Annotated in this window: 22 protein-coding genes; 6 read left to right on the forward strand and 16 right to left on the reverse strand. The window is 64.4% G+C overall.

The genetic code is table 11. From position 1 onward, the window contains the following. The first annotated feature begins 135 nt into the window (after nt 1-135). Nucleotides 136-1,428: a PucR family transcriptional regulator gene (locus HH308_RS16015; RefSeq protein ID WP_170195230.1), complete on the forward strand. Its 1,293-nt coding sequence runs from the start codon at nt 136-138 to the stop codon at nt 1,426-1,428. A 109-nt stretch (nt 1,429-1,537) separates the two neighbouring features. Here the strand turns inward: HH308_RS16015 and HH308_RS16020 are convergent, their stop codons facing one another. The 5 genes from HH308_RS16020 to HH308_RS16040 all read right to left on the reverse strand — a co-directional run bounded on the left by HH308_RS16020 (nt 1,538) and on the right by HH308_RS16040 (nt 7,593). Further along, on the reverse strand, nt 1,538-2,329 hold the full coding sequence (locus HH308_RS16020; protein ID WP_170195231.1) for a TIGR03084 family metal-binding protein: 792 nt from the start codon (nt 2,327-2,329) through the stop codon (nt 1,538-1,540). 145 nt (nt 2,330-2,474) lie between these two features. Continuing rightward, entirely contained in the window at nt 2,475-4,418 is a 1,944-nt protein-coding gene (locus tag HH308_RS16025; RefSeq protein ID WP_170195232.1) for a hydantoinase B/oxoprolinase family protein, read from the reverse strand. 11 nt (nt 4,419-4,429) lie between these two features. Then, entirely contained in the window at nt 4,430-6,466 is a 2,037-nt protein-coding gene (locus tag HH308_RS16030; RefSeq protein WP_170195233.1) for a hydantoinase/oxoprolinase family protein, read from the reverse strand. A gap of 32 nt (nt 6,467-6,498) precedes the next feature. Further along, nucleotides 6,499-6,765: a hypothetical protein gene (locus tag HH308_RS16035; protein ID WP_170195234.1), complete on the reverse strand. Its 267-nt coding sequence runs from the start codon at nt 6,763-6,765 to the stop codon at nt 6,499-6,501. A 171-nt stretch (nt 6,766-6,936) separates the two neighbouring features. Beyond that, nucleotides 6,937-7,593, reverse strand: a complete 657-nt coding sequence (locus HH308_RS16040; RefSeq protein ID WP_170195235.1) for a TetR/AcrR family transcriptional regulator — start codon at nt 7,591-7,593, stop codon at nt 6,937-6,939. 39 nt (nt 7,594-7,632) lie between these two features. Between HH308_RS16040 and HH308_RS16045 the strand changes: the two genes are divergently transcribed. After that, nucleotides 7,633-9,402, forward strand: a complete 1,770-nt coding sequence (locus HH308_RS16045; protein WP_246284651.1) for a long-chain fatty acid--CoA ligase — start codon at nt 7,633-7,635, stop codon at nt 9,400-9,402. Between the two features lie 28 nt (nt 9,403-9,430). On the opposite strand, the gene HH308_RS16050 is transcribed toward HH308_RS16045, so the two are convergent. The 3 genes from HH308_RS16050 to HH308_RS16060 are packed head-to-tail and all read right to left on the reverse strand — an operon-like array spanning nt 9,431 to nt 14,141. After that, nucleotides 9,431-10,846: a phytoene desaturase family protein gene (locus HH308_RS16050; protein WP_170195236.1), complete on the reverse strand. Its 1,416-nt coding sequence runs from the start codon at nt 10,844-10,846 to the stop codon at nt 9,431-9,433. After that, a complete protein-coding gene (locus HH308_RS16055) occupies nt 10,843-12,645 on the reverse strand; it encodes a DUF3556 domain-containing protein (protein ID WP_170195237.1) in 1,803 nt (600 codons plus the stop codon). The genes HH308_RS16050 and HH308_RS16055 overlap by 4 nt, the downstream gene beginning before the upstream one ends. A 50-nt stretch (nt 12,646-12,695) precedes the next feature. Further along, the gene (locus HH308_RS16060) at nt 12,696-14,141 is read right to left on the reverse strand and encodes a class I adenylate-forming enzyme family protein (protein WP_170195238.1); all 1,446 of its coding nucleotides are present in this window, start codon (nt 14,139-14,141) and stop codon (nt 12,696-12,698) included. 115 nt (nt 14,142-14,256) lie between these two features. Here HH308_RS16060 and HH308_RS16065 point away from each other — a divergent pair, with 115 nt between their 5' ends. Further along, entirely contained in the window at nt 14,257-15,822 is a 1,566-nt protein-coding gene (locus HH308_RS16065) for a putative hexosyltransferase (protein ID WP_246284652.1), read from the forward strand. A 17-nt stretch (nt 15,823-15,839) separates the two neighbouring features. Here the strand turns inward: HH308_RS16065 and HH308_RS16070 are convergent, their stop codons facing one another. The 6 genes from HH308_RS16070 to HH308_RS16095 form a co-directional block, all read right to left on the reverse strand. Further along, nucleotides 15,840-16,715 (reverse strand): oxygenase MpaB family protein, encoded by an 876-nt coding sequence (locus HH308_RS16070; protein WP_170195239.1) that lies wholly within the window; start codon nt 16,713-16,715, stop codon nt 15,840-15,842. 68 nt (nt 16,716-16,783) lie between these two features. Further along, nucleotides 16,784-17,374, reverse strand: a complete 591-nt coding sequence (locus HH308_RS16075; RefSeq protein ID WP_170195240.1) for a TetR/AcrR family transcriptional regulator — start codon at nt 17,372-17,374, stop codon at nt 16,784-16,786. 822 nt (nt 17,375-18,196) lie between these two features. After that, entirely contained in the window at nt 18,197-18,586 is a 390-nt protein-coding gene (locus HH308_RS16080) for a SaoD/DsrE family protein (protein WP_170195241.1), read from the reverse strand. 41 nt (nt 18,587-18,627) lie between these two features. Further along, complete coding sequence (locus HH308_RS16085; RefSeq protein WP_170195242.1) at nt 18,628-20,190, reverse strand: linalool dehydratase/isomerase domain-containing protein; 1,563 nt, start codon at nt 20,188-20,190, stop codon at nt 18,628-18,630. 7 nt (nt 20,191-20,197) lie between these two features. Next, nucleotides 20,198-20,764 (reverse strand): hypothetical protein, encoded by a 567-nt coding sequence (locus tag HH308_RS16090; protein WP_170195243.1) that lies wholly within the window; start codon nt 20,762-20,764, stop codon nt 20,198-20,200. Continuing rightward, on the reverse strand, nt 20,757-21,749 hold the full coding sequence (locus HH308_RS16095) for an enoyl-CoA hydratase/isomerase family protein (protein WP_170195244.1): 993 nt from the start codon (nt 21,747-21,749) through the stop codon (nt 20,757-20,759). The genes HH308_RS16090 and HH308_RS16095 overlap by 8 nt, the downstream gene beginning before the upstream one ends. A gap of 83 nt (nt 21,750-21,832) precedes the next feature. On the opposite strand from HH308_RS16095, the gene HH308_RS16100 reads away from it, so the two are divergent. Next, nucleotides 21,833-22,552 carry a TetR-like C-terminal domain-containing protein gene (locus tag HH308_RS16100; RefSeq protein WP_170195245.1) on the forward strand — a complete coding sequence of 240 codons (720 nt, stop codon included), beginning with the start codon at nt 21,833-21,835 and terminating at the stop codon, nt 22,550-22,552. Here the strand turns inward: HH308_RS16100 and HH308_RS16105 are convergent. Together HH308_RS16105 and HH308_RS16110 are read right to left on the reverse strand one after the other, a co-directional pair. Continuing rightward, the gene (locus tag HH308_RS16105; protein WP_170195246.1) at nt 22,510-23,352 is read right to left on the reverse strand and encodes an alpha/beta fold hydrolase; all 843 of its coding nucleotides are present in this window, start codon (nt 23,350-23,352) and stop codon (nt 22,510-22,512) included. The genes HH308_RS16100 and HH308_RS16105 overlap by 43 nt on opposite strands. Continuing rightward, the gene (locus HH308_RS16110) at nt 23,349-24,341 is read right to left on the reverse strand and encodes an NADP-dependent oxidoreductase (protein ID WP_170195247.1); all 993 of its coding nucleotides are present in this window, start codon (nt 24,339-24,341) and stop codon (nt 23,349-23,351) included. Before HH308_RS16110 ends, HH308_RS16105 begins: the two co-directional genes overlap by 4 nt. Nucleotides 24,342-24,434: 93 nt before the next feature. Between HH308_RS16110 and HH308_RS16115 the strand changes: the two genes are divergently transcribed. Both HH308_RS16115 and HH308_RS16120 read left to right on the forward strand, forming a co-directional pair. Next, nucleotides 24,435-25,682, forward strand: a complete 1,248-nt coding sequence (locus HH308_RS16115; protein WP_170195248.1) for an NADH:flavin oxidoreductase/NADH oxidase family protein — start codon at nt 24,435-24,437, stop codon at nt 25,680-25,682. Beyond that, nucleotides 25,679-26,557 (forward strand): SDR family NAD(P)-dependent oxidoreductase, encoded by an 879-nt coding sequence (locus HH308_RS16120; RefSeq protein ID WP_170195249.1) that lies wholly within the window; start codon nt 25,679-25,681, stop codon nt 26,555-26,557. Before HH308_RS16115 ends, HH308_RS16120 begins: the two co-directional genes overlap by 4 nt. The last annotated feature ends 3 nt before the right edge of the window (nt 26,558-26,560 follow it).

Raw genomic sequence — 26,560 nt, forward strand, 5'->3', positions numbered from 1 at the left:
CCTGTCGGCCGGTGTGTCATCGTCGTAGCGGGCGACCTGCCGGAGTGCCGAAGCGAGGCGCCGCGTCGAGCGGGCTTGCGAGTCGAAGTAGGCGAGCTTCGGTGTGACGGCGGCCCCGCGACGACAGGAGAAGCGATGAGTTCGCGTGCGGAGATCGACGAGGCGTCGGCGTCGCTCATGCGTACCATGACCGCGCGCTTGGGCGAGGTGACGCGGGTGCTGCAAGCAGCGTTGCTCACCGACATCCCGGAATTGCGGGGCAATGCGCAGCTCGTGGAACTCCTGCACGACAGCGTCGAAGGCAATGTGGCCACCGTCTTCACCGCGATTCAGCACGGCATCCCGGGCGACGACGTCACCGCGCCGACCGCCGCCCTCGAATATGCGAGACGTCTTGCGCAGCATGATGTTTCGCCGAACGCGTTGGTCCGCGCCTATCGACTGGGGCAGCAGGAGCTCCTGCGGCAGGTGCTGGCGGAGATCCGTGCACGCGGGATGGATCCCGAGCTGGCGCTGGATACCTTCGAGACGGTGAACATCTCGGCCTCGCAGTACATCGACTGGGTGTCCGAACAAGTCGTCGGCGTCTACCAGACCGAGCGTGACCGCTGGCGCGAGAACCGTGATCGCGTTCTGGCGCAACGTGTTCGCGAGATCCTGTCGGACGGTCCGACGGCGTCGATCGACGAGTTGACGACGTCGCTGCGCTATCCGTTCGGTCATCGCCATCTCGCCGTGATCGGGTGGTATTCGACCAACGACCACGCCGGCGAGCTGATCGACGTCGAACGGTTCGTGGTCGAGGCCGCGGATAAGCTGGGTGCGACCGCACGGCCGATGTTCATCGCCCAAGACCGAGTCACCGGAATCGCGTGGATTCCCTTACACGACAGGTCCAGTCAGTCTGCCGTGGACAAACTGGTCGACGTCGCGGGCAATCGTCCGCATGGGCTCTCCCTCGCCATCGGTGAACCCCTGGCCGGCATCGCGGGCTTCCGCCGATCCCACCAGCTGGCCGACGCCGCGCGCATCGTCGCCCTCGATGGAACCCGGTCCGACACCGCGATCATCACCAGTCGAGAGCCGGGCGTGATGATCGCCGCGATGCTCAACGGCGATCTGTCGCATGCGGACTCCTGGATCGTCGAAGTCTTGGGGGAGCTGGCCTCGCCGACGGAATCCGACGCGGGACTTCGGGAAACGCTGCGCGTATACCTCGAATGCGGAGCCAGCTTCAAAGACACCGGAGCGCGTCTGCACCTGCATTCCAACACCGTCAAATACCGCATCGGGCGGGCCGTGGAACGCCGCGGCCGCCCCCTCGAGGAGGGGCGACTCGATGTGGAGATCGCCTTGCTGCTGTGCGCGCGGTTCCCGCGCCTGCTCAAGGGGCCGGCCGATCGGTCCGGGTACCGTAGCGAGAGCTAGACGTGGAATCCGGTGACTGTGGGTCGCGGGCACGCCTGGCATCGGTGCAACGCGACTTAACAGTTGTCGAGGTCGTCGGTTTGCAATTTCGGGCGAATCATCTGCAGAGCTACGCGAGGCGTTTGCGGGGAGTCGTGGTCGGACGACCGGCAAACGCTTGCGCGATTTGCAGCCAGTCGAGTGCGTCTTCGCCAGTGATATCAAGGTGTAGTTCGTCCAGGTGGCTGCGCTGCGTGACGGCGAGGCAGAACTCCTCGGCGGTTCCGCGCACCCATGAAGTCGCGTTCCGGCGGTCGCCCCACGCCCAGGTCTCGCCGTTCGGTGCGGTGAGCTCGACCGCGATCGAGGCCTCGGGCGGTGCGAGCCCCCTGTTCCGATAGGAGAATGCGCGGGTTCGGACTCCCAAGTCAGCTATGTGCCGGAGCGACTTTCCGGCGGGATACTCCTCCCGGAGTGTGCCGGCGATGTCGTGGCCGTGCGCCCAGGTCTCCATTAGCCGAGCTGACGCCATCGATATCGGACGCATCGTAGGACCGAACCATTCAATGCGGCTGTCGGCGCCGATCGTTCGAAGTATCAGCGCGAGATGATTGCGGCCGTTACGCCACCGGTACAGCAGGTCATCCGGTTCGAGGAGGGCGAGTCGCGCAGCAGCTTGGTCGACGAAGGCTTCAGGGGCGGCCATCCAAGCAGCGCGAATCTGCGTGAACTCGCCACTGTCGATGAGGGAATGGCGAGCGGCGTCGTCAGTCCACAGAAGGTGTCCGATTTGATGCGCGATACTCCAGCCCGCAGCCGGCGTGAGAGTCTGCCATTCAGTTGGCGTCAGTGATGTGAGGAAGCCCTCGACGATCTGTCCCTCGGTACGGAGATCATCGAGGACTTCGTTGATATCAACCATTGTGCGTGACAATAACTTTCAATCGGATTGGCGCCGCATAGTAATGTGCGGGATGTGCGGATCGGGTTCCGTCCGACGAGTTCGGTGTAGACGCCGAAACCCGGCGCTGCTCATGGCTGCGCCGGATCCCGGCTACTTCGCAGGTTCAGACAGACTGTGTCCGGAGTTCGGCGGTTGCCTGTTCGTCGACGCTGAGACCTTCGGGGTCGTTACGCGGGTCTCCGCAGATGACAACTCCGTAGTCACGGCGCGCCCCCTCGATGCTGACGTACTCGTTGCGGACGTCGGCAAGTACCTTGGCCGGGGTTCGTTGGTAGGGGTCGCCCCATCCGCCTCCGCCGTTGGTCAGGTAGCGGAACAGCGCGTTCGGTTGCGTTTGCCACACTGTTCGGCTGGCGAAGTGTTGGTACTCGCCGTTGATGTCGACGCACTTGGTGGTGGGGTCGATCATTCCTCCGACGGGCGTGGATGCCCGGTAGACGTCGGGTTCGGTGCCCAAGATCTTGCCGGTGTGGACGACATCGGCCGCCTCGCCGTCGAATAGCCAGACCGCCCCCAGTGCGCCGTTGCGGCCGCCGTGAACGCCCGCGCCACTGGCGGACTTGGTGTGCAGGGGACTCGAGAAGTGTTCTGCTGAGGTCAGATAGAGGGTGTCTTTGAGGACGCCTGCTCCGCCGCGGTGGGTTCCGGGTCCAGCGGAATCGATCTGGTATTCCTTGCGCAGAACCACCGCAGGTGTTTCGGACTCTATCGCTTCGGTTGCCGGGTCGAGGTTGTTGAGTTGGTACTGCACCGAGTAGCTGTCGGCGTCGCCAGCGATAGTGGCGCCCCAAGGGCCGTGTTCGCCGCCGCATTGAGCCGTGGTGTTCCAGGGGGTGCCGTCGTCGAACAGTCCGCTTGCGTTGTGCAGGTTGAGGGATCCGTAGTCGCCGCCGACAGCCCGTTCTCCGAGGGCGCGTTCCAGTGCCTTGAACAAGGCCAGCAGAACGACGCCGGAGCTGTCGAAATAGAGGAATACCGCGCCGTCCGGTGGAGTCGCACTGATGAAGGTGCCTTCGGGAATGACGATGTCGACATTGCGATACTCGCCCGAGGTAAACGGTGTGTCCGGGCTGATGAGGAACTTCAACCCGACTCCGACCGCGGTTTTGGTATCGAGCGCTCCGCAGTTGACGCTGGTCCGTGCTTGGGGAGATGTGCCGCTGAAGTCCAACTCGATTTGGTCACCATGCTTGCGGATCTTGAGCTTGACGACGTATTCAAGAGTGTCGTCGATTCCGTCGGAATCGAGGCGCTCTTCAGCGTCGTATTCACCGTCAGGAATAGTTGCGATGGCCGCTTGCATGGCCTCAGCAGATACGTCTGTGCTGTATCGGATAGAGCCGAGATACGCCTCGACGCCGTAGCGTCCAATGCTTTCTTCGATCAGCCGTTCACCCAGCAGGAGGTTCTGGAAGATGGTCTTGATATCGGGGAGTAGGAGTTCGCCGTAACGCGCGTTGTCGAAGATGAGGTTGAATGCCTGTTTGACTGGCTCGTCATCCTTATACAGCAGCATCGGATTGATCACGAGGCCGTTCTCGTAGACGTTGCGTTTGGTACCGCTGAATCCGGCCGGGACGATCCCGCCCATGTCGAGTTGGTGGGCACGCAGCGTGACGAAGGAGACGAGTTCGTCGTCGTGAAAGACCGGCCGGACGAAGCAGACGTCATTGACATGGGTGCCTGCGCGGTACGGGTCGTTGCAGATCAGGACGTCGCCTCGACGGAGGTTGTCGACGCCGTACTCTTCCACGGTGTTGCGCACGGCTTCAGAGATCGACCCGAAGAACAATGCCAGGCTGTTGCTGACCGCTGATGTGGGGTAATTGAGCTGCGGTGGCCCCGATATGACTGCGGCGAAGTCGTACCAATCGCGCAAGATCACCGAGAACGCGTTGTTCAGCAGCCCCGTGCACATGTGTTGAACGATGTATCGCATGCGGGCGGACAGAATCGCCGCGGTGAATCGGTCACTGCCGTAGGTCACGGCGAACGTGTCGTCGGAAAGCGTCTTGAGTGAATCGGGGGTAGTGGTTGTCTCGGTCATGGTTTGGGTCCTCAGTTCTGCTGCATCCGAATTCGGAGTTCGGCGCGCTCGCCGACGGTGACGTATTGGCCGGGAACGACGAATGTTGTGGACAGTGCTTCGCGGATCACCGCCGGGCCTTCGATCACATCACCGGCACGGAGTGACTCGCGGTCGTACTCGTGGGTAGGGATGGGCGAGTCTTCTAGGTAGCGAATAGTGAGTTCTCTTGTGGGGGTGGGTGATTCGCCATCAGGTCGGTTTGGGAGCAGCGGGTAGTCGACCTTGTCGGCCTTGACAACCGCCTGCACGCGGTAGGTGACGCCCTGGACGGGGAGTGCTTCGAAGCGGTTGCCGGCGCGCTCCTGGTAGGTGTCGTGGAAGTTGGCGATCATCGTCTCGATAGCGGCACCGTTGATGGGGCCTTCGGGGACCTCGATGAACGGGGTCTCCCAGGTCTGCCCGGCCAGGCGCCCGTCGAAGGTGCGGTGATAGACGACTCGGTCGCGGTGATCGTCGCGGATCTGCCCGGCGAGCTTCGCTTCCATCGACTGGTAGATCTTGTCGACCGATTCAGCCATGTCCGGGCTGAGTAGCGTGTAGGCGCTGCGACTGTCGGCGTAGACGAGGTCGGTGCTGACGAGGCCCAGCGCGGAGAACAACCCCGGGTGCGGCGGCACGATGACTTCTGCGGCATGGACGAGGCCAAGGGTGGCGGGCAACAGCATCGGCCCCGCGGCGCCATAGGCGACGAGGCTGAAGTCGCGTGGATCGACGCCGTGCTGGATCGCGATGTTGGTCAGTCCCTCGGCGATGTTGTTGATCGCGATGTTGAAGGCGTAGCTCACTCGCTGATCGAAAGACAATGCGCAGTCGAGGTTTTCGAATGCGCGTCGGGACAGGTCCGGATCGAGTTTCATGCGGCCGGCGGCAAATCGTTCTCCGTCGATGACCCCCATCAGAAGGCACGTGTCGGTGGTGGCGGGCTGGGTTCCGCCGACTCCGTAGCAGGCGGGTCCAGGGTCAGAGCCGGCGCTGCCGGGGCCGACCTTGAGTTCTCCCGCGGCATCGATGGTCACGAGGCTGCCGCCTCCGGCGCCGATGGCAGTCACCTCATTCGACAATGCGTTGACCAGCAGGTCGTGCTCGAGTTCGAAGGTGGTATCGACAAACGGCTTCCCGTCGTGCACAAGGCTGATGTCGCAGGAGGTACCGCCGACATCGGCGCAGAGAAGATTGTCAACGCCGATCATTTGGCCGAAGTGGGCGCTGGACACCGTTCCTGCCGCTGGTCCAGCGAAGACAATGCGGAACGGGTGCTCCATTGCGACCTCGGCATGGACCAGTTGGGCGCCGCAGTCGGCGAAGTTCAGGTCGCCGCCGAAGCCGAGATCGCGTAGGCCGGCGTCGAGACGTTTGCTGTAGTCGGTGTAGATCAGGCGCATGAACACGTCGATCACCGTGGTCGACGCCCGGGCGAACTCTTTTGCCAGCGGAGAGACCTCGCTGGAGATCGACACCGGGATGTCCCCGAGCTCCTCATGGACCAGTTGGCGCAGGATTTCCTCGTGGTGAGAGTTCACGTAGGCGTTGAGCAGGCAGATGGCGACACCCTGCACTCCGCATTTGCGCAGGACCGCCAGCTCCGCCCGGACGGCGTCGGTGTCGAGAGGAATGAGAACGTCGCCGGTGGCGGTGATTCTTTCTGGGACGCCGCGGCGCAGGTATCGCTCGATCAAGGGCCGATTTGCGTCGCCGTACGAACGGCGCCATTTCGGATTCATCAGTCCCTCGGCCGGACGCCACGTGCGGCCCATGTCGAGGATGTCGCGGTGGCCCTCGGTCGTGAGAAACCCGATCTTCGGAAGGCGCCGGGTGATCACGGCATTGAGGCCGTGCGTGCTGGCGTGGTTGAACACATCAGCATCGGCGACGGCGACTTCAGATGCGCCACGGAGGACTCCCTGCTCGGTGGTTCGCACGTCTGTGGAGATTTTTGTGGTCCTGATCTGACCGTTCTCGATCGATACCACGTCGGTGAAGGTACCGCCTACATCGACACCAATCATTTTGTGCTGCTTTCTTTTTGAGATGGACGGCGTCAGCCGATGTGCAGGTTGGAGGAGGTCAGTGTGATCGGGCCCAACAGATGCCAGGGTTCGCGACTGACCGAGGCGAGCGTGGGCTGGTGTTTGATCACCATGTACCAGCCACCCTCAGAAAGGACCGGGTAGCGCTTGAATTCGCTAGCGCTGCTGCCGGGGAAATCGTGGTCTAGATCGACGCCACATGCTCGGAGGTCGTCGTCGGTGACTTCGGTGCGGTGGACGACGAGCTCTGCGGCCGGCACCTCTTGGGAATGACTCATGGCAACACTTTCTGCTTGCGAGCTCCCCGCGTGGGATGTCGCCGTCGGGATTCCGCGCGATCAGCGGTGACTGGATGCGGCGTCGGGGTCGCTTCTGCTTCGATTTCTTGCAAGCCCTCACACTTCGGTTAAGCACTTGCTTAGAGCAGTGTTGCACAGATCACGCCGATGTCAAGTGGTGACAGCAACCATTCGGTCAACCAGAGCGACATAGTGTGCGGCGAGTTCCTCTTCGTTGGAAACGCTGTGCGAGGGGAACCATCGGACCGAATCGATGGATAGCGACAGGATCGCCAGGGTGGTCGCGGGCACATTGCTGACCGCGAATGCGCCGGTGCGCACTCCCTCGCGGACGATTGATTCGACGACCTCGTGAATGTCGCGGCGGACCTGGGCCACCTCGGCGAAGTTGTCCTCGTCGAGGAAGCGGAGTTCGTACTGCACCACTCGACCGATCACGTGGTTGTGCGCATGCCAAGCCGTGAAGTCGAACACGGCTGACCGCAACCGTTTCATGGCGCCACCCTGCACTGATGCTGCGGCTAGGAGGCTCTCGTAACAGGCGCGATGGCCGAGCAGGCAGATCTTGAGAAGCATCTCCTGTTTCGACGCGTAGTGGATGTACATCGCTGCCGGACTCATTCCGGCCCGCTTGGCGATCGCGCGTGTGGTGGTGCCCTGGTACCCGTCTTCGAAGAACGCGTCACGCGCCGCGGCAAGCAGGCGGTTCGCCGCGTTGTCTCGTGTCGTCGTCGGCGGGCTGTCGGGGTGCAGGCCCGTGAGCCAGTACTCACGTGAAGCTTCGCCCACGATCTGCGTTCCCGTCATCGGTTGCTCCCAACTGCTTCGATCTCTTGACGCTTGACATTGATCGAGCGCCGAGTAACTCTAAGCATATGCTTAATGCCATCGCGGTGGCATGCCGCTTTCAGAATCCCCTCGGTCAGCGGGCAGGTCACGACGACAAGTGATCCGGGCAGGACTCCCGGATACAACGGAGAAGGAGCAAGGATGTTCGGCATGATGCAGGACCGGCCGCTGGTCGTCTCGATGTTGCTAGAACGCATGGAAGGCCGTTTCCGCGGAAAGGAGATCGTCACGGCACAGGCCGATGGAGTAATGCGAGCGACCTTCGGTGATGTCGCAGATCGGGTCCGACGCCTGGTCACGGTGCTCGACGGACTCGGCGTCCCCGCAGATGCGCGGGTGGGCACGTTCGGGTGGAACACTCAACGGCATCTGGAGCTGTATGTGGCGGTCCCGTCGTCGGGTCGGGTTCTGCACACGATCAACCATAGGTTGTTCGCCGAACAACTGACGTTCATCGTCAACGATGCGGCGGACGACGTCCTATTCATAGACCGTTCGCTATTGCCGATCGTGTGGCCGCTGATGAAGTCATTCACCACCGTTCGCCAGATCGTGGTGATGGATGATGGCGATTCGGCCGAGATTCCCGACGACCCGCGCGTGCGCGACTATGAGACACTAGTCGCCGATGCAGAACCGGCGAACGATCAGATGTTCGCTGTCCACGACGAACGCTCGGCCGCATCGCTGTGTTACACCTCTGGCACCACTGGTCAGCCGAAAGGTGTCCTCTACGACCACCGGTCAATCATCCTGCACGCGTTGATGCTTCAGACCGCCGACGCTTTCGGGCTCGGCGAGTCCGACACCATCATGCCCGTGGTGCCGATGTTCCACGTGAACGCATGGGGCCTGCCCTACGCTGCGCTGATGTGTGGGGCGCAGTTGGTCATGCCAGGGACCGCGACAGCGCCGGCCGAACTTCTCGGCCAGATCGAACAGCACAGTGTGACATTCACCGCGGCGGTGACCACCGTGTGGCGTGGGGCGCTGCAGCACTTGGGCGGTCATGATCTGACGAGCCTGCGGCACATCGTGTGCGGCGGTGGTGCGGTCCCGCTCTCGCTATCGCGGGCCTACGACGAGGCGATCGGCCAGCCTCTGCGCAATGCGTGGGGCATGACCGAAACGAGCCCGGTCGTCACCTGTGCCTATTTGCCGCCGAGAACGCAGTTGTCGCGCGAAGATGCGCGCGATCTCTTGGCGCACCCAGGAGTCGCTTTGCCGCTCACTCAGTTGCGTGTTGTCGGCTCAGACGGGAAAGTCGTTGCCCGAGATGGAAAGTCGACCGGGGAACTGCAAGCTGCAGGAGCAACGATCGCCGCGGCCTACTTCGGGCAGTCTGGCCCGAGCGCCTCGTCTTCGTTCACCGACGACGGCTGGCTTCGCACCGGCGATGTCGCCACCATCGGACCGGACGGGCAACTGCGCATCGTCGATCGCACCAAAGACCTGATCAAGTCGGGAGGGGAGTGGATTTCCTCGGTCGAGCTGGAGAACGAGATCATGGGACACGGCGACGTCGTGGAGGCCGCAGTGATCGCGGTTCCCGACGACAAATGGGGTGAACGGCCACTTGCTTGCGTGGTCGCCGCACCTGGAACGATGCTGTCACCCGAATTGATCCGGCAACATCTTGCCGGGCGGGTCGCCAAATGGTGGGTACCCGAACAAGTGCTGATCGTCGATGAAATCCCGAAAACGGCGACTGGGAAGTTCTCCAAAGTCGCGCTGAGAGACAGCGTCCTTGGTCTCGATGCGACCTAGCCCAACCGAGACCGAGCGCGCCACTTCGCTACCCGCCCAATTCTCGCAATGCCTGCGCCGCGGCGTTGGCCCCGCACATGCCGTGTGCGCCTGGGCCGGGTGGCGTGGCTGCCGAGCAGATGTACGAGCCGGCGATGCCCAGTGAGTAGGGATCCAGAGTCGTGCGCGGTCCGAATACCAACTGCGGCAGGTCTTTTGCGCCCGTGCAGATGTCGCCGCCGACGTAGTTGGGGTTGTACACCGACATCTCGGTGGTGCTACGCACGGCGGTCCCGACGATCCGGTCGCGGAAGCCGGGTGCGAATCGTTCGATCTGCCCGATGATCGCTTCGGTGGCGTCGCCGGTGAATCCGTTCGGCACGTGGGCATAGGAGTACACCGGGTTGATGTCGCCCGCACTGCGCGACGGATCGGCCAGAAACTGTTGTCCCAGTAGGACGAATGGCCGCTCGGGCATCTTGCCGGTGCTGATCATCTTCTCCGTCGCGGCGATCTCGGCGAACTCGCCGCCGAGGTGCACGGTGCCCGCTCGCCCGACGTCGGGATTGCTCCACGGTATCGGGCCGTCGATTGCGAAGTCGACCTTGAACGCGCCCGGCCCGTAGCGGAACTTGCGGTAGGCCTTGCGGATTCGCGGCGGAAGCCGATCGCCGAGGAGTTGCGCGACAGCGGTCGGAGCAAGGTCGTACATCGTGATGTCCGACGCCGGGAGATCCGCGGCCGACTCGACCCGACATCCCGTTTCGATTTGTCCGCCAAGGCTTTTCAGGATGTCGACCAGGGCTGCGATGAGAACCCCGGACCCGCCCTCGACGACCGGCCAGCCGTGCCGGTGTCCGGCGGTGAGAATGCCCAGGCCGATCGCCGACGTCAGCGGGCGGTTCAGTGGCCGAAAGGTATGTGCCGCAACACCGCCGAACAGAGCGCGCCCCTCGGGAGTGCGAAAGGCGCGGGCCAGGACCGCGGCGGGCAACGCCGTAGGAGCACCGAAGCGCGCAAGCCGGAACGGGTGCTTCGGCACACGGAGCAGCGGGCCCATGATGTCGGAGCTCCAGGTGTCGAAGCTGCCCGACGTCGACTCGAACAGTCCGCGCCACAGCGCTGCGTCGGCGGCCAGGCCGTCGGCGGTGCGCCCGACCGAGGTGTACAGCACTCCGGCTCGGCCACCGTCGATGGGGTGTGCGCAGTCGGCGTCGGCGAGAAGCCAACGGACACCACGGCTTTGCAGGTCGAGGCCGGCGAGGAAGGGGGAGCCGACGGCCATCGGGTGGAAGGCGGCGCAATGGTCGTGGATCAGGCCGTCGACGATGCCACCGCTGGAACGGACACCGCCGCCGACGGTGTCGGCGGCTTCGAGGACGGTGACGTCGACGCCGCTGCGGGCGAGGTAGACCGCGGCGGCGAGCCCATTGGGCCCGCCGCCGACGATGGTGGCAGTCGTCATGCCGGCTGACCGGCCTTGTGACCTTGAGTGGTGCGCAGGTCCGACCAAGTCACCTGCAGCGGGCCGGGGCCGTCGGGAAGCCATGGCTGTGTCTCTACCATGTCGCCGACGATCCAGGTGCCTTCTTCGACGACTCCCAGTGCGGCGTCGATGACCTTGTAGTCCTGGGTCTTCTTGCCGATCGGCTGCGACTCGGCCCATACGATGACCGCTTCACCCGGCTCGAACTGGGCTTCTTCCTGAACGGCGGCGATGAAGTCCCAGTTGTGCAGGTGGCCGTCGCCGAAGTTGAAGCCGATGACCGAGTTGCACAGGAACTCACCCTCTCGGACGGTGCGGGTGTCGATGTCGGGCAGGGTGTCGAGCAGGACGGAGAACAGTCCGCGGCCGTTGCTGTGCAGCGAACGCCATCCGATGGTCATCTGCAGGGTGATCTCGGCCCACTCCGGCGGGTAGCCGGCGGCGATGAACTGGTCGACCTGGTTGGGCGCCGAGCGGGTGACGCGGTTGAGCTTCTCCTCGGCGCCCGGCTTGAAGGCCCACAGGGCCGTGGCCCAGTTGCCCGCATATTGACGCATGGACGGAAGGAACGAGACCTTGTCGGGCCGGATGTTGCCCAGTACCGGGAAGAACAGCAGCGCCGCGGCGATGATCAGTGCCAGCCACCATGGCGACATGTCCCAGAGTGCGAATCCGTCGGCGTTGGGGAAGCCGAGGAACAGGATGAGGGTGGTGTAGGCGAACAGCACGTTCCACTCCAACGGCACGGCAAGCGGGAACGTCGAGATGATGAACAGGTGGAAGCAGATCATGAAGATCGCTGCGACGAGGGTGATCCACTTGTTGGTCGAGAAGAGCAGGACGAGCGGGGCGGCGATCTCCACGAAGGTGCCCATCACGTGTGCCATGAAGTGTGCGAAGCCGGAAGGCCGCATGTCGTCGGGGATCTTCTTGTACGCGGCGCGGCGCAGTGCCCGGAATGGGGCGAGGCATGGGCTGTTGCTCATCATGGGCGGGATGACGAGGGCGAAATGCTTGCCGAACTTGGAGAATCCGGCACCGATCCAGACGACGCCGATGAGAAGTTTCAGCGCGATGATCATGTTGGTGAACGGAAGCACGGCGAACATGATCATGGCCGGCAGGTACTGCTCGCCACGGGCGCCGAGGAAGATCGTCTTGTCACGAAGGCCGATCAGGATCAGCAAGACGATGGGCACGACCACCACGATCGGGCGCACCAGGCCCGACGACGTGTCCAGCCCGATCTTCGTCATCCCGTCGATGAAGGATGAGTTCTGCACGCCCGGCAGTGCCATGGCCACGACCAGGGAGGCCAGGAGTGCCAGATACACGATGACGTCACCGATGGAGCGACGGCTCCCGTTGGTGCCGGGAATCCACTTCCACGGTCGCATCCGGATTGTTCCGGGGCGCGCCCAGAAGAGAATGCCGCCGGTCATCGGCTTGGCCTTGCCGGCCAATGGACCCCAGGATCCGGCGATGCCGATCGCCTCGAGCAGCACCGTCCACAGCACGAGCTTCTGGTAGACGATGGGCTGGTTCCACCAGCTGCCGATCTCCCAGAAGTGCAGGCCCGAGGTGAGCGTCGCGACGAGCACGCCGCCGAAGGCGTACATCACGAGAAGTTTGACGATATAGATGGTGTGCACCATGTAGGGGGTGCCGAAGCCGTGCTCGGCCCACTGTGTGCCGAGGACGCGAATGCGCTCCATCAGCGGCTTGGCGAGGAATTCCTGCGGATCCACCGCGGGAAAAACCGGATCCTTGAATGGCATGGGTCCTGCTCCTTGTCGATGAGTTGTGTTGTGTGAGTGATTGATTCGGGTCAGGCGCCGGTTGGCGTCAGTTGCCTGCGCAGGGTCGGCTTGTCGAGTTTTCCGACTGCGTTCTTGGGCAGCGTGTCGAGAACGGTGATCTCGACGGGCAGTTTGTACTTGGTCAACGACTCGGTGAGATGCGCGAGAATCGTTGTGGTGTCGAGACTTTCGCCGGCGTTGAGGGACACGTAGAGCACGGGGACTTCGCCGAACTTCGCGTCGGACCGTCCGATGACGGCGGCTTCGGCGACCTGCGGCAGTCGGTAGACGACGCTCTCGATCTCCTTGGGGTAGATGTTCTCGCCGCCGCGGATGATCATGTCCTTGGCGCGATCGACGAGGGTGAGGTAACCGTCGGCATCGAGGAAGCCGATGTCGCCGGTGCGCAGCCAGCCGTCGACGAGAGTCTTCGCGGTGTCCTCGGGCCGGTTCAGGTAGCCGGGCATGACGTTCGGGCCTGCGATCAGCACCTCACCGCGCTCGCCGGTCGCTACCGAATCGCCGATGCGGATCTCGACGCCGGGCAGTGCGACGCCGACGGTGCCCGCCTTGCGGGGGCCGTGGATCGGGTTGGCCGTTGCGACACAGGTGCATTCGGACAGGCCGTATCCCTCCACGAGCGGAAAGCCGAAGCGCTCTTGGGTTTTCGCGAGGAGCTCGACGCTGGCGGGTGCCGCTCCGCAGATACCGAAGCGGATCGACGAGGTGTCCGGCTCGACGTCGGTGGGAAGGTCGACGAGCATCGTGTAGATGGTAGGGACCGCCGAGAAGTAGGTGGGGCGGGTCTTCTCGAGCAGGGCGAAGAAGGTCTCCGGCCGGAACCGCCCGGCGATGGTCGTCTGCCCGCCCGCGAGTAGCGGGGACAGAGTGCCGACCATGATGCCGTTGGCGTGGAACAGCGGCAGGATCAGCAGGCTGTGATCGGCGTCGGTGAGTTCGAGTGCGTCGACGAGCATGATCGCCTGCGCGGTCAGGTTGCGGTGCAACAGGCGCACTCCCTTGGGGCGCCCGGTGGTTCCGCTGGTGTAGATGAGCAGCGCGAGGTCGTCGTCGCCCGCGATGGGTTCGGCCGCGTGCGGCGCGGCGTCGTGCAGCGCCGCTGCGGTGGTGGCGATTACGTCGACGATCGGTCGATCTTGTTCGGTGACAAGCACTTTGGAGCCGGCGTCGGATACCTGGTACTGCACCTCGACGTCGGTGAGGGCCGGGTTGATGGGTGTGGTGGCGGCGCCGAGTCGCCAGGCGGCGAAGAGGGTGATGATCAGATCGGCGTTGTTGGGCAACAGGATCGCCACGACGTCACCCGCTCCGACGCCGAGGTCGGCGAGGCCCGCCGCGACCCGCCGCACGGCGTCGGCGAAGGCGGCGTTGTCATAGGCGCGGTCGTCGTCGGCGATGGCGGGGAGGGTGGGTGCCTGCGCGGCGCGGGTGTCGGGGAGGAGGGCGAAGTGCATGTCGGCGATCCCATTCGATGTCGGTGAGCTACTGGGGAAAGAGTAGGAATTTGCGATCTCGGTCACATCGTCGTGCGCGATGAACTATTGCCGGACGTTTGTCGATGATCGACAAATGCGCAGGTCAAACGGGCAATGGGAAATGTTCGGCTACCTCGCAGCGGACATCCGGCGGGCTCACAGACTCACCGCCGACAGTGGTGCGATGGCTTGTATACCGCTCGACGCCGAGGTGGCGTCGGATATCTCCGCGCCCGCCGTGAAGCGCGACGCCACCCGGTGGATACGGTGGTCGACGCTCGCGGCGATCGTCGTCGTCGCACTCGTCGTCCGATATCAATTCGTCGACTTCGAGACGATGGACTACCGCGCCTTCCTGAGCCGGTGGTACCAGACGATCGCCGACGCCGGAGGTTTCGCCGCGTTCAAGAATCAGTTCGCCGACTACAACTATCCGTATCTGTATCTGCTGGCGATTCTCACTTATCTGAAGGTGCCCGCGCTGATCGGAGTGAAGGCGATCTCCTTCCTCTTCGAGGTGCTGCTGGCCTTCTTCGCCTATCGGATCGTCGCGCTGAAGACACAGCGATTCACGTTGCGCGCGTTGGCTTTCGGTGTGGTGCTGCTACTGCCGTCGGTGGTGGCGAACGGGTCCATCTGGGGCCAGGCCGACGCCGTGTACTCGGCGTGCGCGGTGGGCGGCGTGTACTTCCTGATGCGCGCCCAGGCGTCGGGGCGATGGCGCTCCAACTCCTGGTGGGCATGCGTATTCTTCGGTCTCGCAGTGTCTTTCAAGCTGCAGGCCGTCTTCGTGCTGCCTGTGCTCGCGTTCCTGCTGCTGCGCCGGAAGCTGCCGTGGTACACGTTGTCGGCGATCCCCGCCGTCTATCTGCTGCTCGACTTCCCGGCGCTGGTGGTCGGAGCTCCTTGGCGCACAGTCTTTTCGGTGTATCTGGATCAAGCCGACTCGTACAAACAGTTGACCCTCGGCGCGGCGAATCTCTATCAGCTGATACCGGTCAGCGGCGACGTGACCTGGCTCGCTCATGCTGGAATAGCTTGCGCCGCAGTGCTTATCGTCGGCTTCTTGGCGTGGTCGGTATGGAAGCGGCCTGCGGTGACACCTACGACGATCCTGCTCGCCGCGACGGCGAGCGCGGTGATCGTGCCTTTCCTGCTGCCCGCCATGCACGACCGGTACTTCTATGTCGCGGAGATCCTCAGCGTCGTGCTCGCGTTCTACCTGCCGCTGCGCTATGTCGTCATCCCGGTGCTGATTCAGGCCGCGGCGATCGGCGTGTATTACTCGTCGTTGACCGGTGATCAGGGCCGGTCGATAGGCTTCGGCGGACAGGGGAATGGTGGACAGGGGCATGGCGGACCGTGGGATGGTGCGGGCGGGCCGGGCGGTGCGCGTGACGGTGACGGGCATGGTTGGCCCGGGGGCAATCAGGGTGGTCAACACGACGGCGGTGGGCATGGCCCCGACGGGGGCGGCGGCTATACGTCGGGTCGCGGTGACAGCGCACTGACCGTCTACGGCTCGATGATGGCCTTGGCCGTGATGAGCGTGGTGTGGGCGATGGTGAGCGTGTTCCGGAAAGTGTCACCGACTGGGCATCGTGCGGCCGAATTGTCGGTGAGCCGCGCGCATGATTCCCCAGCGGTCTCTCGGGCCTGAGACCTCGATACGCGACGTCACTCCCGCACGTGCAACTTTCCCAGCGTCGGCAGACCCAGCGCCTGTCGGACGTGCAGGTCGACCAGGTAGGCGTGCAGCGACGCCGGGCTGAGCCACGGCGCGACGAAGTCGACGGCGCGATGCAGTTGAACCGCGCGCTCGAACTTCTGCTGATCGCGCTCCGACCACGTCCAGCCCATCAGCTCCCGGAACTCCGGTGGGAGCGTCGCGCGCGTCATGAACATCAGCTGGCGGCCCAGCGCCAGCGACATCAAGCGGCCCGCCGGTCCCCACTGTGCGTGCAGGAACGACAGGTCGGCGAGCGAGGTCAGGTGAGCGCGGACGTCGTCGTCGATGGCCAACTCGGGAAGTGTCGCCGCCCAGAGTCTTTCGAACTCGTCGAAGGTCGTCGGCCATTGGCTGTCGCGAACCTCGAGGGTGGTTCCCAGTGACTTCCCTTGTGCGAGAAGCTGATTGCGGGTGGCGGCGTCGAGCGTGCCATAGGTGAGTTCCCACGAATCGAGGAATCCCTTGAACAAGCACATGGCGACCCACAGTTGCATCTTCGGGTCGTTGCCGCTGTAGTGCACGGGCGAATCGGGCGTCGAATGGACGTGCGAATGCACCTCGCGGACGGCGCTTCGGTAGGCGAGTTTGTCCGACTCCGACCCGATGATGGCGACGGCCAGATACTGCCCGGTGGTCCGCTGCCGTTTTATGACGCGTCGATAGGCGCTGCCGGAATCGACTCGCGATTCGAATACGCCACGGCCGACGCCGGGCAGCGCCAGTTGCATGATGATGTTGGCGACGCCCATTCCGAAGAACAATGCGGTAGTCGATTCGGGAATCGTCGTCGGCGGTACATTCCGCCGACGAAACGGGATCCTCATGGATCGACGGTAAAACTGGCAACGGTCGTTGTCAATTGTGGTTGGTCGGGACGTCGAGCCTCGTCGAGTCAGTGATGTTCGGGGTCGCGCGGCAAGAAGGCTGCGGCATTCGCCACGCCGCTTGTGAGTACCTCCTGCGAAAGCTCGTCGTCGCTGAGCGCACGGGCGAGCTGGAGCGTGCCCACCATCATCGTGTACAGGCCGATGGCGTTTGCTCTGGCGGCCTCCGGGCGTTGTGGGCGGAGTCGACGTGCGATTTCGTCGATGATGGCGTTCGCGCCATCGGTGTAGGCGTGCTTAGTGACGTCGGGACTACGTGCGACCTCATCCAGAAGAGCCGCCGATGGACAACCCGCAGACGGGTTGTCACGGTGTGTCGGAGTCAGATACTCCCGAATGAACAACTCCAAGCCGTCGCGGCCATGTGGGAGTGCGCGAATAGCGGCTGCCTGGGCGGACATCTGCTCGGCGATCACACTGGCGACGAGGTCGTCCTTGGAAGCGAAATGTGCGTAGAAGGCGCCATTCGTCAACCCGGCATCCGACATCAGTCCGGCGATGCCGGAGCCGTCGACGCCGTCGGCCTTGAACAGTCGGCCCGCGGAATCGAGGATCCGTTTTCTGGTTACGTCCTTGTGTTCCTTGCCGTAACGAGCCACGTGACCTCCCGCTGGATCGCACTTGCCTCTCGCAAGCGGTGATACCGTTGAGCTTTATATTATGATCATACGCTCCGATGGGGTCGCAACAGGGGTCGGTTTCGTAATGCGAGTGACAAGCCACTTTGACCTGAGGAGGTCGTGCCTGCTGGTTGGGCCGGTCCGAGCGCCGTGCTGAGCGAGGCGCTAGTTGGAGTGCCGCATCGGATTTCCCGTGTCGATGCGATGGTGGTGTTGGACGATCGCATGGTGAAACGATTCGTTGTCACTGCTGGGGCGAATGAGGGGTGTGTGACTGCTGCAGTCGGGGTTGTCAGATGAGCGTTCGGCGCGGCGTCGGTGTCGCGCCGATCGCGGTGTCGGTCGCAAAGACCCTGAAGCCGCGGCGGTGGGCTCGCCGTTCGCACTGCGGTAGCCAATGTTGCACTGCGGTAACCGAATTCGCGCCACCGTAACCTCTTCCCGCTGCGGTGGTTACGTCCGCGGGACCAAGTTGCCACAGCGGCAGTTCGTCAACACTACCGCCGCGTGAACGCACTACCGCAGTGCGAACGCGGCAGTGGCGCTGTCCAGACGCGAGCCGACACCCGGCCTGGATCCACCGACGGCCGGTGTTCTCTGCCGCGAATTCGTATGCGTGCAACGGATCTGGTTGCGTTGGGATCTTTGTGTCGCCAGCCCCTCGATACACCGAAACTCGCAGCTCGTTTCGGCACTCGGGGAGCGGGGGTGCGTGCTCAGTACGGCGTGCTTACGCTCCTCACGGCTCAACCTGCGGAGAGGGCCCACCGCCGGTGAATCCAGGCTCAACCAGCGGACTACTCACAGGGTGATGATGTGATCCGGCGGATTTCCTGCGAGTGCCTCGTAGAGGTCCGGGAAACACCCGACGTGTACGCCGGGCACCGTGTCCGTGGTGGTGACACCGCCGGGCTGCCCCGGAGTGCCCTGAGCCAGACCGCGTTCGATCGAACACTGGTCGCAGATCATCAGGAGGATTCCCTGCTCCTGCGCGACCTTGGCCAGCCGTTCCCCGATGGGGTCGCCGGACCGGAGGACATAGGTGTTGTCGTCGAAGAACATCATTCCGACCACCTCGGCACCGTGGCCCTGTGGATATTTTGTGCGGCCTTCGAGTTGAGGCAGGATCATCTGTCCGAGTTTGTAACTCGCGGTGTGTCCCGAAGTGGAGAAGACGTATGCCACCTTCATCTGAGGATTCCTTTCGGAGGGTTTTGCTGGCGACTTATCGCTCAGCCGGGGGCGACGATGATGCGGTGTGCGTCAACCGTCGTGTCGAGCTCGACCGTCCGGGCGTCGAGGCGACGCCACGTGGAGCTCTCTTCACCGTCGACGATCACCGACAGTCGTGGACTGGCCGGAAGCGTGTCGACGTGGAAGGTTGTGGTCTCACCACGACTGGCGGGCGTGGCGGCGAAAGTGTCGATCTCCAGTCGCCGCCGTTGCGAGTCGTAGTGTGTCCGGCGCACACCGATCGTCGGATAGTCGAGTCCGCGGATCGTAGGTTGTCGGTGGACCGCCAGGTTCGGAGAATTGAAGACACGTGACCAGGCGCCCGCTTCGGCGCACTCGACCATCATCATGGTGGCGTTCAACTGCCCGCGCGGCCACTCGCGGTTCTCGTTGAACCAGAAGGCGAAGCGAGTGTCGTTCTCGCCGAAGAATCGTGGTTCGAACTCGCGCTCGGCTACCTCGCGCAGCCGGTCCCAGGTGGTGGTGTCGCCGACCTCGCGGGCCATCCACAGCGCCGTTGACAGGAGTTGGGGATCGTCGGCCAACTGCACCACGGGGTACCTGGGGTTGTTCCACCCGAGTTGACGCATCGATGATTCGTAGAGGTCGATGCCCAGTTGGTGGTCCTGCGGGCTCAGGTAGTGCAGCAGAATTAGGGCGCTGTAGGCGTTCACCGTTCCCGGGAAAGTCATCGTCGCGTCTTCGATCGGATCGTAGTAGAACGCGACCCAGTCGATTCTGCCCTTGCGGTCGCGTCCCATGTAGTGCCGCTTGGCGTAGTCGATCCACCGTCGGAACGAGTCGTTGACATCGGTGCCGAGAACGGCGTCGTACAGCTGCAGTCCCAGCCCGGCGGCGCTCATGCAGAACGGCCAGATCTTCGTGTTCTCACAGTGAGCTCCCTGCGGCCGGGCCCACAGTTGGTCGGAGATGAATCGGGCCATTCGCTGATGGGTCCAGGTGAACTGCCGGTTCTGATAGCCCGTGACTTCGAAGGTGTCGCCTTCGGTCGCCTCGCCCGAGATGTAACGGCGGATGCTCATCAGAAGGGTGAGCCAACCGCGGTAGAAGAGATTGCCGTCGCAGCCGACCGGGTCCGGCTGCAGACCCCACGGTTCGACGCCGTTGCCGGTCCAGCCCGGAAGCGCGTAGCGGCCCCGCAGGTGTTCGGGAACGACGGTGAGCCACTCCGGCGGATAGCGGTCGACCAACGGGTCCGGGCCGATCAGGGTGTTCCAGTCGACTGCGCCCCAAAACGACCGGTAGCGTCCGATGAGTTCGTCGAGGATGCGGACGTACCCTTCGCGCCACGCCGGCGTGGATTCGAGCATCATCGGCAGGATGTAGCCCATCTCGGCGATGTCGAATCGCGGGAAGGCGCACATCGGCGGTTCGCTGTAGCGATCCCACCACGGATGGGGCTCGCCCTGGTCCGACCAATCGTCGGGCGTGGTCGCCTTGTCCCACATGAATCGCAGCCAGCCCAGTGACCGATCGTTGAGCCCGTCGCGCGGGCCGCTGGTATCCCACGAGAGTCGTGGGGCGCTGCTATTCCTATGCATTATGTGATCACGGCTCCAGCACTGGTTCGCCGGTCGTGGACCGGAGTTGATGCAATGTCGACCGGGCGCGGTGGGCCGCGGTCCAGGTGGGATCGAGATGGTCGACCGCCGGCTCGATCAACACTGTTTCGGCACCCCAGGTGGTCGGGTCGACCCGCAGGTAGCGGTGCGGGAGTTCGTGGCGCGGCCCCGCGGGGCGGCCGAGTCGGAAGAACTTGCGCGTCAAGCCGTGGAACCACAGCAACACGAAGGCGCTGCCGGTGAGCTGCACCGAACCTTCGTGCAGTCCGGCCACGACCCTGTTGACCGTCGTCGGCGAGACAAGTGCGCGCAGTGCCTGCCAGCCGGTGCGGAAGTGGACGGCACAGTCGGGCGTTTCGGTGCGTCCGCGAAAGGATCGGATTCGGCGTCGCGGCGCGTCGAACTCCCATACCTGACTGACCGTCTCGCCTGCGGACATCTGGAAGGTGAGTGTGCGGGTGATCTGTGAACGCAGTGCCGGGTGGATGCGTGATGCGGCCGACATGACCCGTCCCAGACTCCACAGCAACGCGGCGAGTACGTGGTCAGCCACGTCGCGGCGCTCCGGGCGCAACCGATTCCGGTGTGCCGGTGGCACGTCCGCGCACCAGGGCTTCGGCGTAGCCGCCTGCTCGGTAGATCGGTAGCTCACCGTCGCGGCTGGTCTCGGCCAGATAGTCGAGCATGATCTGCTGCGCCTCGCGTTGTGGCAGGGATGCGAGGAACTCGGTGCGCTCGGCTCGCAGGCCGGCCCGCTGGCCGCGGGTAACCCCTGCCGCCACGGCTCGCTTGACGGCACCGATCGCCCGCGGGGGCCGCGAGGCGAGTCGGCGGGCCTGGAGGACCGCGGTCTCGATGAGCTCGTCGGCGGGTACTTGAGCGTCGACGACCCCAAGACGCACCGCGTCGGGTCCGATGAGCGGCGCGCCCTCAAGGATCAGGAGCCGAGCCTTGTGGGGACCGACGAGTGCGCTGAGTCGCTGGGTTCCGCCCGCCCCCGGAGCGAATCCGAGCAGCACCTCGAGATGGCCGATCATATGGTCGCCCTCGGCCATCAGCCGGACGTCGCACGCCCACGCGATCTCAGCGCCGAGTCCGAGTGCGGATCCGTTGAGCGCCGCCACGTAGATCGTCTGACCGGTGCTCATTCGATCCAGGGTCCGGTGCATCTCGTCCAGTTGGATCGCGCCGGTCATCGGAGTCTTGGCGGTCATGAATCGGGTCGCCCGATTTGTGTTCAGCACGCGCGCCAGACGGACCACGACGCCCATGACGCGTCGATTGAGGGGCGGGACGGCTGAGCCGTCCTGCTGCAGCCAGGCCAGGTCCGCGTGGCTGATGAATCTCGTCGGGTGCGTCCCGGTCAGAACGACGGCGCGCCAGCGCGGATCTCGATCGATCGCCGCGACGAACGCCGCGAACTCAGCGGCGGCATCGCGGCCGAACAGACCGTGTTCGTCGGTGTGGAGGTAGGCCAGGAGGACTCCTCCGCCGAGATCCTCCGTGCGTATCGACCGTGAAGTGTGCGCGTTAACCATCGTCAACCCCTAGTGGAACTTCGTTACAGTAGGGGAGACGCTATCCTGTGGCGTCGTATCTGGCAAGCAGTTGAAAGGCAGTGATGACTGGCTCCTCAAGGCTCAGTCGCGACCAGGCCACCTCGCGGCTGGTCGCGGCTGCCGCCGACATCCTGGCCGCGGAGGGCCCCGGTGCGGTCAAGGCGCGGACCGTCGCGCAAGCCGCGTCCGTGTCGACGAGTGCGGTCTACCATCACGTCGGCGGGATTCCGGAGCTCTTTCAAGCGGTGGCCGATCGCGGATTCGAAGAACTCGCGGAGAAGTTCAGCGCGGTTCCCCGGACCGACGATCCGGTGGCGGATCTGTTTCGGCACGCGCTGGCGGCGCGGGGGTTCGCGATGGCGAGTCCGCATCTGTACGACCTGATGTTCGGATTGTCGACGCGTGGCACATACCGTCCGACCGCGGCAAACGAACCTGATCGGCGGTCGGCGTCGTTCCGGCTCGCCTACGGTCACCTCCGTAGCGTGTGTGAACGAGTCCACGACGCTGGTCGAGTGCGCGCGACGACCGACGTGACGTCTGTGGCCGACCAGCTCTGGGCGGCGGTGCACGGCTTCGTCACCCTGGAGCTCGCCGGCCATTTCGTGCAGCACCTCGACCCGGTGCGTGAGGTGCTCACGCCGATGACGGTCAATATCCTCGTCGGAGAAGGGGATTCGCGGGCATCCGCCCAGGCGTCGCACGCACAGGTCATGCTGTGCGATGCCGGGGACGGGGATCAGCGTGAGAACGCCGACAGCTCGGCGACGAACCTCTCGTGATGCTGGAATACTCCGCCGTGGCCCGCGTCGGGGTACAGAACTAGCCGTGCGTCGTTGAGTCGATAGGCCAGCTCGATGGAGCCCCGGGTGGCCAACATGCGGTCGTCCTCGCCATTGGCGACCAAGGCTGGTCCGGTGAACATCGACAGATCCATCGGAGATCGACGCCCCCACCTACTGATCGCGAGGAGTTGGGCCGCAGCGGCCCGCAGGGTCGTTCTCGGCACGCGGTCGGTCTGCCGCTCGCCGATGCGGGCCATGTAGTCGAGTGCTGCGTCTCGGCCGGCTCGTGTCCTGGTGAAGAACAGGCGTGGCTTGGGATCCCGCAGCCTCATCGCGCTCAGGGCCGTATCGGTGACCAGCCTGCGATTGAGCGTCCCGACGCCTTTGAAACCGGACGGCCCGGTGCCGGCCAGAGCGATGCGGCGGACCAATCCGGGGTTCTCGAGCGCGACGACCTGCGCGACGAACCCGCCCAGCGAAAAGCCGAACAAATCGACCGGGGTCAGGCCGAGTGCGCGAATGAAGGCGACCGCGTCGTCGGCCATCGCGCCCACGGTCGTCGGCACTCGCCCCCGGCTTCCGCCGACACCGCGGTTGTCGAAGACGATGACATGTCGATGTGCGGCGATGCCGTCCAGAACGCGAGGATCCCAGTCGTCGATCGTCGCGGTGAAGTGGTGCAAGAACACCAGAGGTATCCCGGTCGGGGCGCCGAACACACGGTAGGCGAACCTCGTGCCCGCGGCCGCGACATAGCGCGTTGGCGCCGTGATGGAGGTTTCCGTCGTGCTCGTCATCGGGTGATCACGATCTTGCCGTTGGCCTTGCCCTGCTCCACATAGGACATGGCCTCCAGCGTGTCGTCGAAGTCGAACGTCCGATCCAGCACCGGCCGCAGGGTTCCGGCGTCGTAGAGTCGGGCGAGCGTCTTCAGCGCAGCGCCGTCGGCCCGCATGAAGAAGAACGAGTAACGGACTCCGAGCTTCTTGGCGCGGGATCGGATTCGACGGCTCAGCAACGCCATCGCGGGTTTGAGCACAGGCTTTCCGAGCTGGGCGGCGAACGCCGGGTCGGGTGGGCCGACCACGCTGATCGCGAGGCCGCCGGGTTTCAAGACGGTCAGCGACTTCTCGAGGCTGCCGGTGCCCAGTGAGTCGAGTACGACGTCGTACCCTGCGATCACCTCGGTGAAATCTTGTTTCGTGTAGTCCACGACTTCGTCGGCGCCCAGATCTCGTACCTTTGCGATGTCGTCGGTGTGGGCGGTGGTGGCGACGTATCCGCCCAGGTGCTTGGCGACCTGGATCACCGTTGATCCCAGGCCGCCCGCGCCCGCGTGGACGAGGACCTTCTGACCGGGCTTGACACGTGCGACGTCCACCAGTGCCTGCCATGCCGCGAGTGCCACCAATGGAACCGCCGCTGCTTCGGCGAAGGAGAGGCTGACCGGTTTGAGAGCGGCGTCGGCCGCGTCGATGGCGATGGCCTCGGCGAAAGCGCCGATGCGCAGATCGCGGGGGCGCGCGAAGATCTCGTCACCCACCTTGAGGTCGGTGACGCGTGGTCCGACTCGGGTGACGATTCCGGCGACGTCGTGGCCCAGCACGAAGGGGCGCCGGTAGTTGAGCAACTGCTTGAACTCGCCGTTGCGGACCATCTTGTCCAGCGGATTGATACTGGCGGCCCGTACGTCGACGAGTATGTCGTTGGCGCCGAGTGTGGGGGAGGCTACGTCGGCGGGTCTGAGGCCGTCGGGGCCGTAGTGGGTGACGACGAACGCTTTCATCTTTCTTTCCTATCGATCGGGAGCGAGTCTTGCGCAGATCGTAACATTATGATCATAATATTACGATCGTACGACAAAGGACTTGGAGTGCACATGACCTCGCTGACCGACCCCCTCGAACTGCCTTCGGGCCTGCGGCTGCCCAACCGCATCGCGAAAGCCGCACTCAGCGAGGGCTTGGCCGACGCCGACAATTCGCCTGACGAACGGCTCGTGACGCTCTACCGACGCTGGGCGCAGGGCGGTTACGGGCTGCTCATCACCGGAAACATCATGGTCGACCGCGCGCACCTCGGAGAGCCCGGTAACGTCGTGATCGAGGACGACCGAGCCGCTCCGGCGCTGACGGAGTGGACCAAGGCGGCCCACGACGGCGGCGCGGCGATCTTCGCTCAGCTCAACCACCCCGGCCGACAGTCGAATCTGTTCGAGATCGGTCATCGGCCCGTCGCGCCCAGTGCGGTACCACTCGCCCTTCCCGGTGCGGTCACCCCACGTGCGCTCACCGGTGACGAAATTGAAGACATTGTCGAGCGCTTCGCCCGGGCGGCGCAGGTGTGTGAAGCCACCGGCTTCGACGGCGTTCAGATCCACGCCGCTCACGGCTACCTGGTCACGCAGTTTCTCTCGCCGCTGACCAATCTCCGCACCGACGAGTGGGGCGGCGACTCGACTCGGCGGATGCGCTTGCTGATCGAGATCGTCCGCCGAGTCCGTACCCGGGTCAGCCCCGGCTTCGCCGTCTCGGTGAAACTCAACTCGGCAGACTTCCAGCGGGGCGGATTCAGCGAGGACGAGTCGCGGGCAGTCGTCGCCGCGCTGGCCCACGAGGCCGTCGACCTCATCGAGATCAGCGGCGGAAACTACGAGTCGCCTGCCATGTCCGGGTCCGCGGCGGATTCAACCCGCACCCGCGAGGCATATTTCCTCGACTACGCCCGATCGGTGCGGCAGCACGCCGGTGCCATTCCACTCGCGGTGACCGGTGGATTCCGCAGCAGTACCGGCATGCAGGACGCACTGACGGCCGGCGACTGCGATGTGATCGGGATCGGCCGCCCGACGGTGACCACCACCGACGCCGCGACCGCGATCCTGTCCGGCCGCACCCGGCAGTTGACGACACACGAGATTCAGGCGGGTCTGCGCGGCGTGCTCGGTCGACTCACCGATCTCAAGACGCTAGACAGTGTGCTCAACCTCAGCTGGAACGGCGACCAGTTGCACCGTCTCGCGCGGGGACTGGAACCGGATCTCAAGCGCGGGCCGCTGGTTACCGCGCTGGCGATGCTGCGTCGCAATGGCCGGGTCTCGCTCACACCGCGCCGGGGTATCGCATGAGCCGGACCCGCTACGACCTCGCGGGCAAGGTCGTTCTCATCACCGGCGGAAACGGTGGAATCGGCAGCGCCACCGCCCGTGAACTGCTGATGCGCGGCGCGAGCATTGTCATCGCCGACCTCGATCCGACGACGCCGCAGCGCGCCGTCGAACTGCACCCCGAGCGCGCGTTGGGCGCTGTCGCCGACGTCCGGGACCGGGCCTCGCTCGACTCCGCGGTGGCAGCGGCGATGGACCGATTCGGTCGCCTCGATGTGGTCATCGCCAACGCCGGACTGCTCGCCAAAGCTGCGACGCTGCGCAACACACCGACGGCCGACGTCGAGACGACCTTGGCCGTCAACGTCACCGGGGTGGTCAACACCGTCGCTGCCGGCCTCGACGCCGTCATCGCATCGAAAGGGCAGGTCGTGCTGATCAGCTCGGTCTTCGCTTTCGTCAACGGCATGGGGACCATTCCGTACGCGATGAGTAAGGCTGCGGTCGAACAACTCGGTCGCGGACTGCGGATGGAACTCGCCGACCACGACGTCTCGGTCCTGACCGCGTACTTCTCCCTCGTCGACACCGCCATGATCGCCCACGGTGTGGATGAGGACTCGGTCGTCACCGAATTGCTCAGCGCGCTGCCCAAGCCGATGCTCAAGCGCATCGCTCCGACCGCGGCCGCGACTGCCATCGCCGACGGTCTGCAGACCCGGGCCGTACGGGTCGTGCGGCCGGGCCTCTGGCGGCCGGTGTCGGCATTTCGGGGCCTGCTCGGCCCGGCGACCGATGCCCGCTTCGCCGGTGATCGTCGGATTCTCGATGTCCTGGCCCGCCTCGACGCTCGCACAACTACCTCACCGACTCCGCAACCGAATCGCATTCAGTAGAAG

Source organism: Gordonia asplenii (assembly GCF_012933505.1).
GTDB classification, from domain to species: Bacteria; Actinomycetota; Actinomycetes; order Mycobacteriales; family Mycobacteriaceae; genus Gordonia; species Gordonia asplenii.

Coding starts and splice junctions, on each gene's coding strand:
- HH308_RS16015 (WP_170195230.1), top strand. CDS start 136: ATGAGTTCGCGTGCGGAGATCGACGAGGCGTCGGCGTCGCTCATGCGT.
- HH308_RS16020 (WP_170195231.1), bottom strand. CDS start 2,329: ATGGTTGATATCAACGAAGTCCTCGATGATCTCCGTACCGAGGGACAG.
- HH308_RS16025 (WP_170195232.1), bottom strand. CDS start 4,418: ATGACCGAGACAACCACTACCCCCGATTCACTCAAGACGCTTTCCGAC.
- HH308_RS16030 (WP_170195233.1), bottom strand. CDS start 6,466: ATGATTGGTGTCGATGTAGGCGGTACCTTCACCGACGTGGTATCGATC.
- HH308_RS16035 (WP_170195234.1), bottom strand. CDS start 6,765: ATGAGTCATTCCCAAGAGGTGCCGGCCGCAGAGCTCGTCGTCCACCGC.
- HH308_RS16040 (WP_170195235.1), bottom strand. CDS start 7,593: ATGACGGGAACGCAGATCGTGGGCGAAGCTTCACGTGAGTACTGGCTC.
- HH308_RS16050 (WP_170195236.1), bottom strand. CDS start 10,846: ATGACGACTGCCACCATCGTCGGCGGCGGGCCCAATGGGCTCGCCGCC.
- HH308_RS16055 (WP_170195237.1), bottom strand. CDS start 12,645: ATGCCATTCAAGGATCCGGTTTTTCCCGCGGTGGATCCGCAGGAATTC.
- HH308_RS16060 (WP_170195238.1), bottom strand. CDS start 14,141: ATGCACTTCGCCCTCCTCCCCGACACCCGCGCCGCGCAGGCACCCACC.
- HH308_RS16065 (WP_246284652.1), top strand. CDS start 14,257: ATGCGCAGGTCAAACGGGCAATGGGAAATGTTCGGCTACCTCGCAGCG.
- HH308_RS16070 (WP_170195239.1), bottom strand. CDS start 16,715: ATGAGGATCCCGTTTCGTCGGCGGAATGTACCGCCGACGACGATTCCC.
- HH308_RS16080 (WP_170195241.1), bottom strand. CDS start 18,586: ATGAAGGTGGCATACGTCTTCTCCACTTCGGGACACACCGCGAGTTAC.
- HH308_RS16085 (WP_170195242.1), bottom strand. CDS start 20,190: ATGCATAGGAATAGCAGCGCCCCACGACTCTCGTGGGATACCAGCGGC.
- HH308_RS16095 (WP_170195244.1), bottom strand. CDS start 21,749: ATGGTTAACGCGCACACTTCACGGTCGATACGCACGGAGGATCTCGGC.
- HH308_RS16100 (WP_170195245.1), top strand. CDS start 21,833: ATGACTGGCTCCTCAAGGCTCAGTCGCGACCAGGCCACCTCGCGGCTG.
- HH308_RS16105 (WP_170195246.1), bottom strand. CDS start 23,352: ATGACGAGCACGACGGAAACCTCCATCACGGCGCCAACGCGCTATGTC.
- HH308_RS16110 (WP_170195247.1), bottom strand. CDS start 24,341: ATGAAAGCGTTCGTCGTCACCCACTACGGCCCCGACGGCCTCAGACCC.
- HH308_RS16115 (WP_170195248.1), top strand. CDS start 24,435: ATGACCTCGCTGACCGACCCCCTCGAACTGCCTTCGGGCCTGCGGCTG.
- HH308_RS16120 (WP_170195249.1), top strand. CDS start 25,679: ATGAGCCGGACCCGCTACGACCTCGCGGGCAAGGTCGTTCTCATCACC.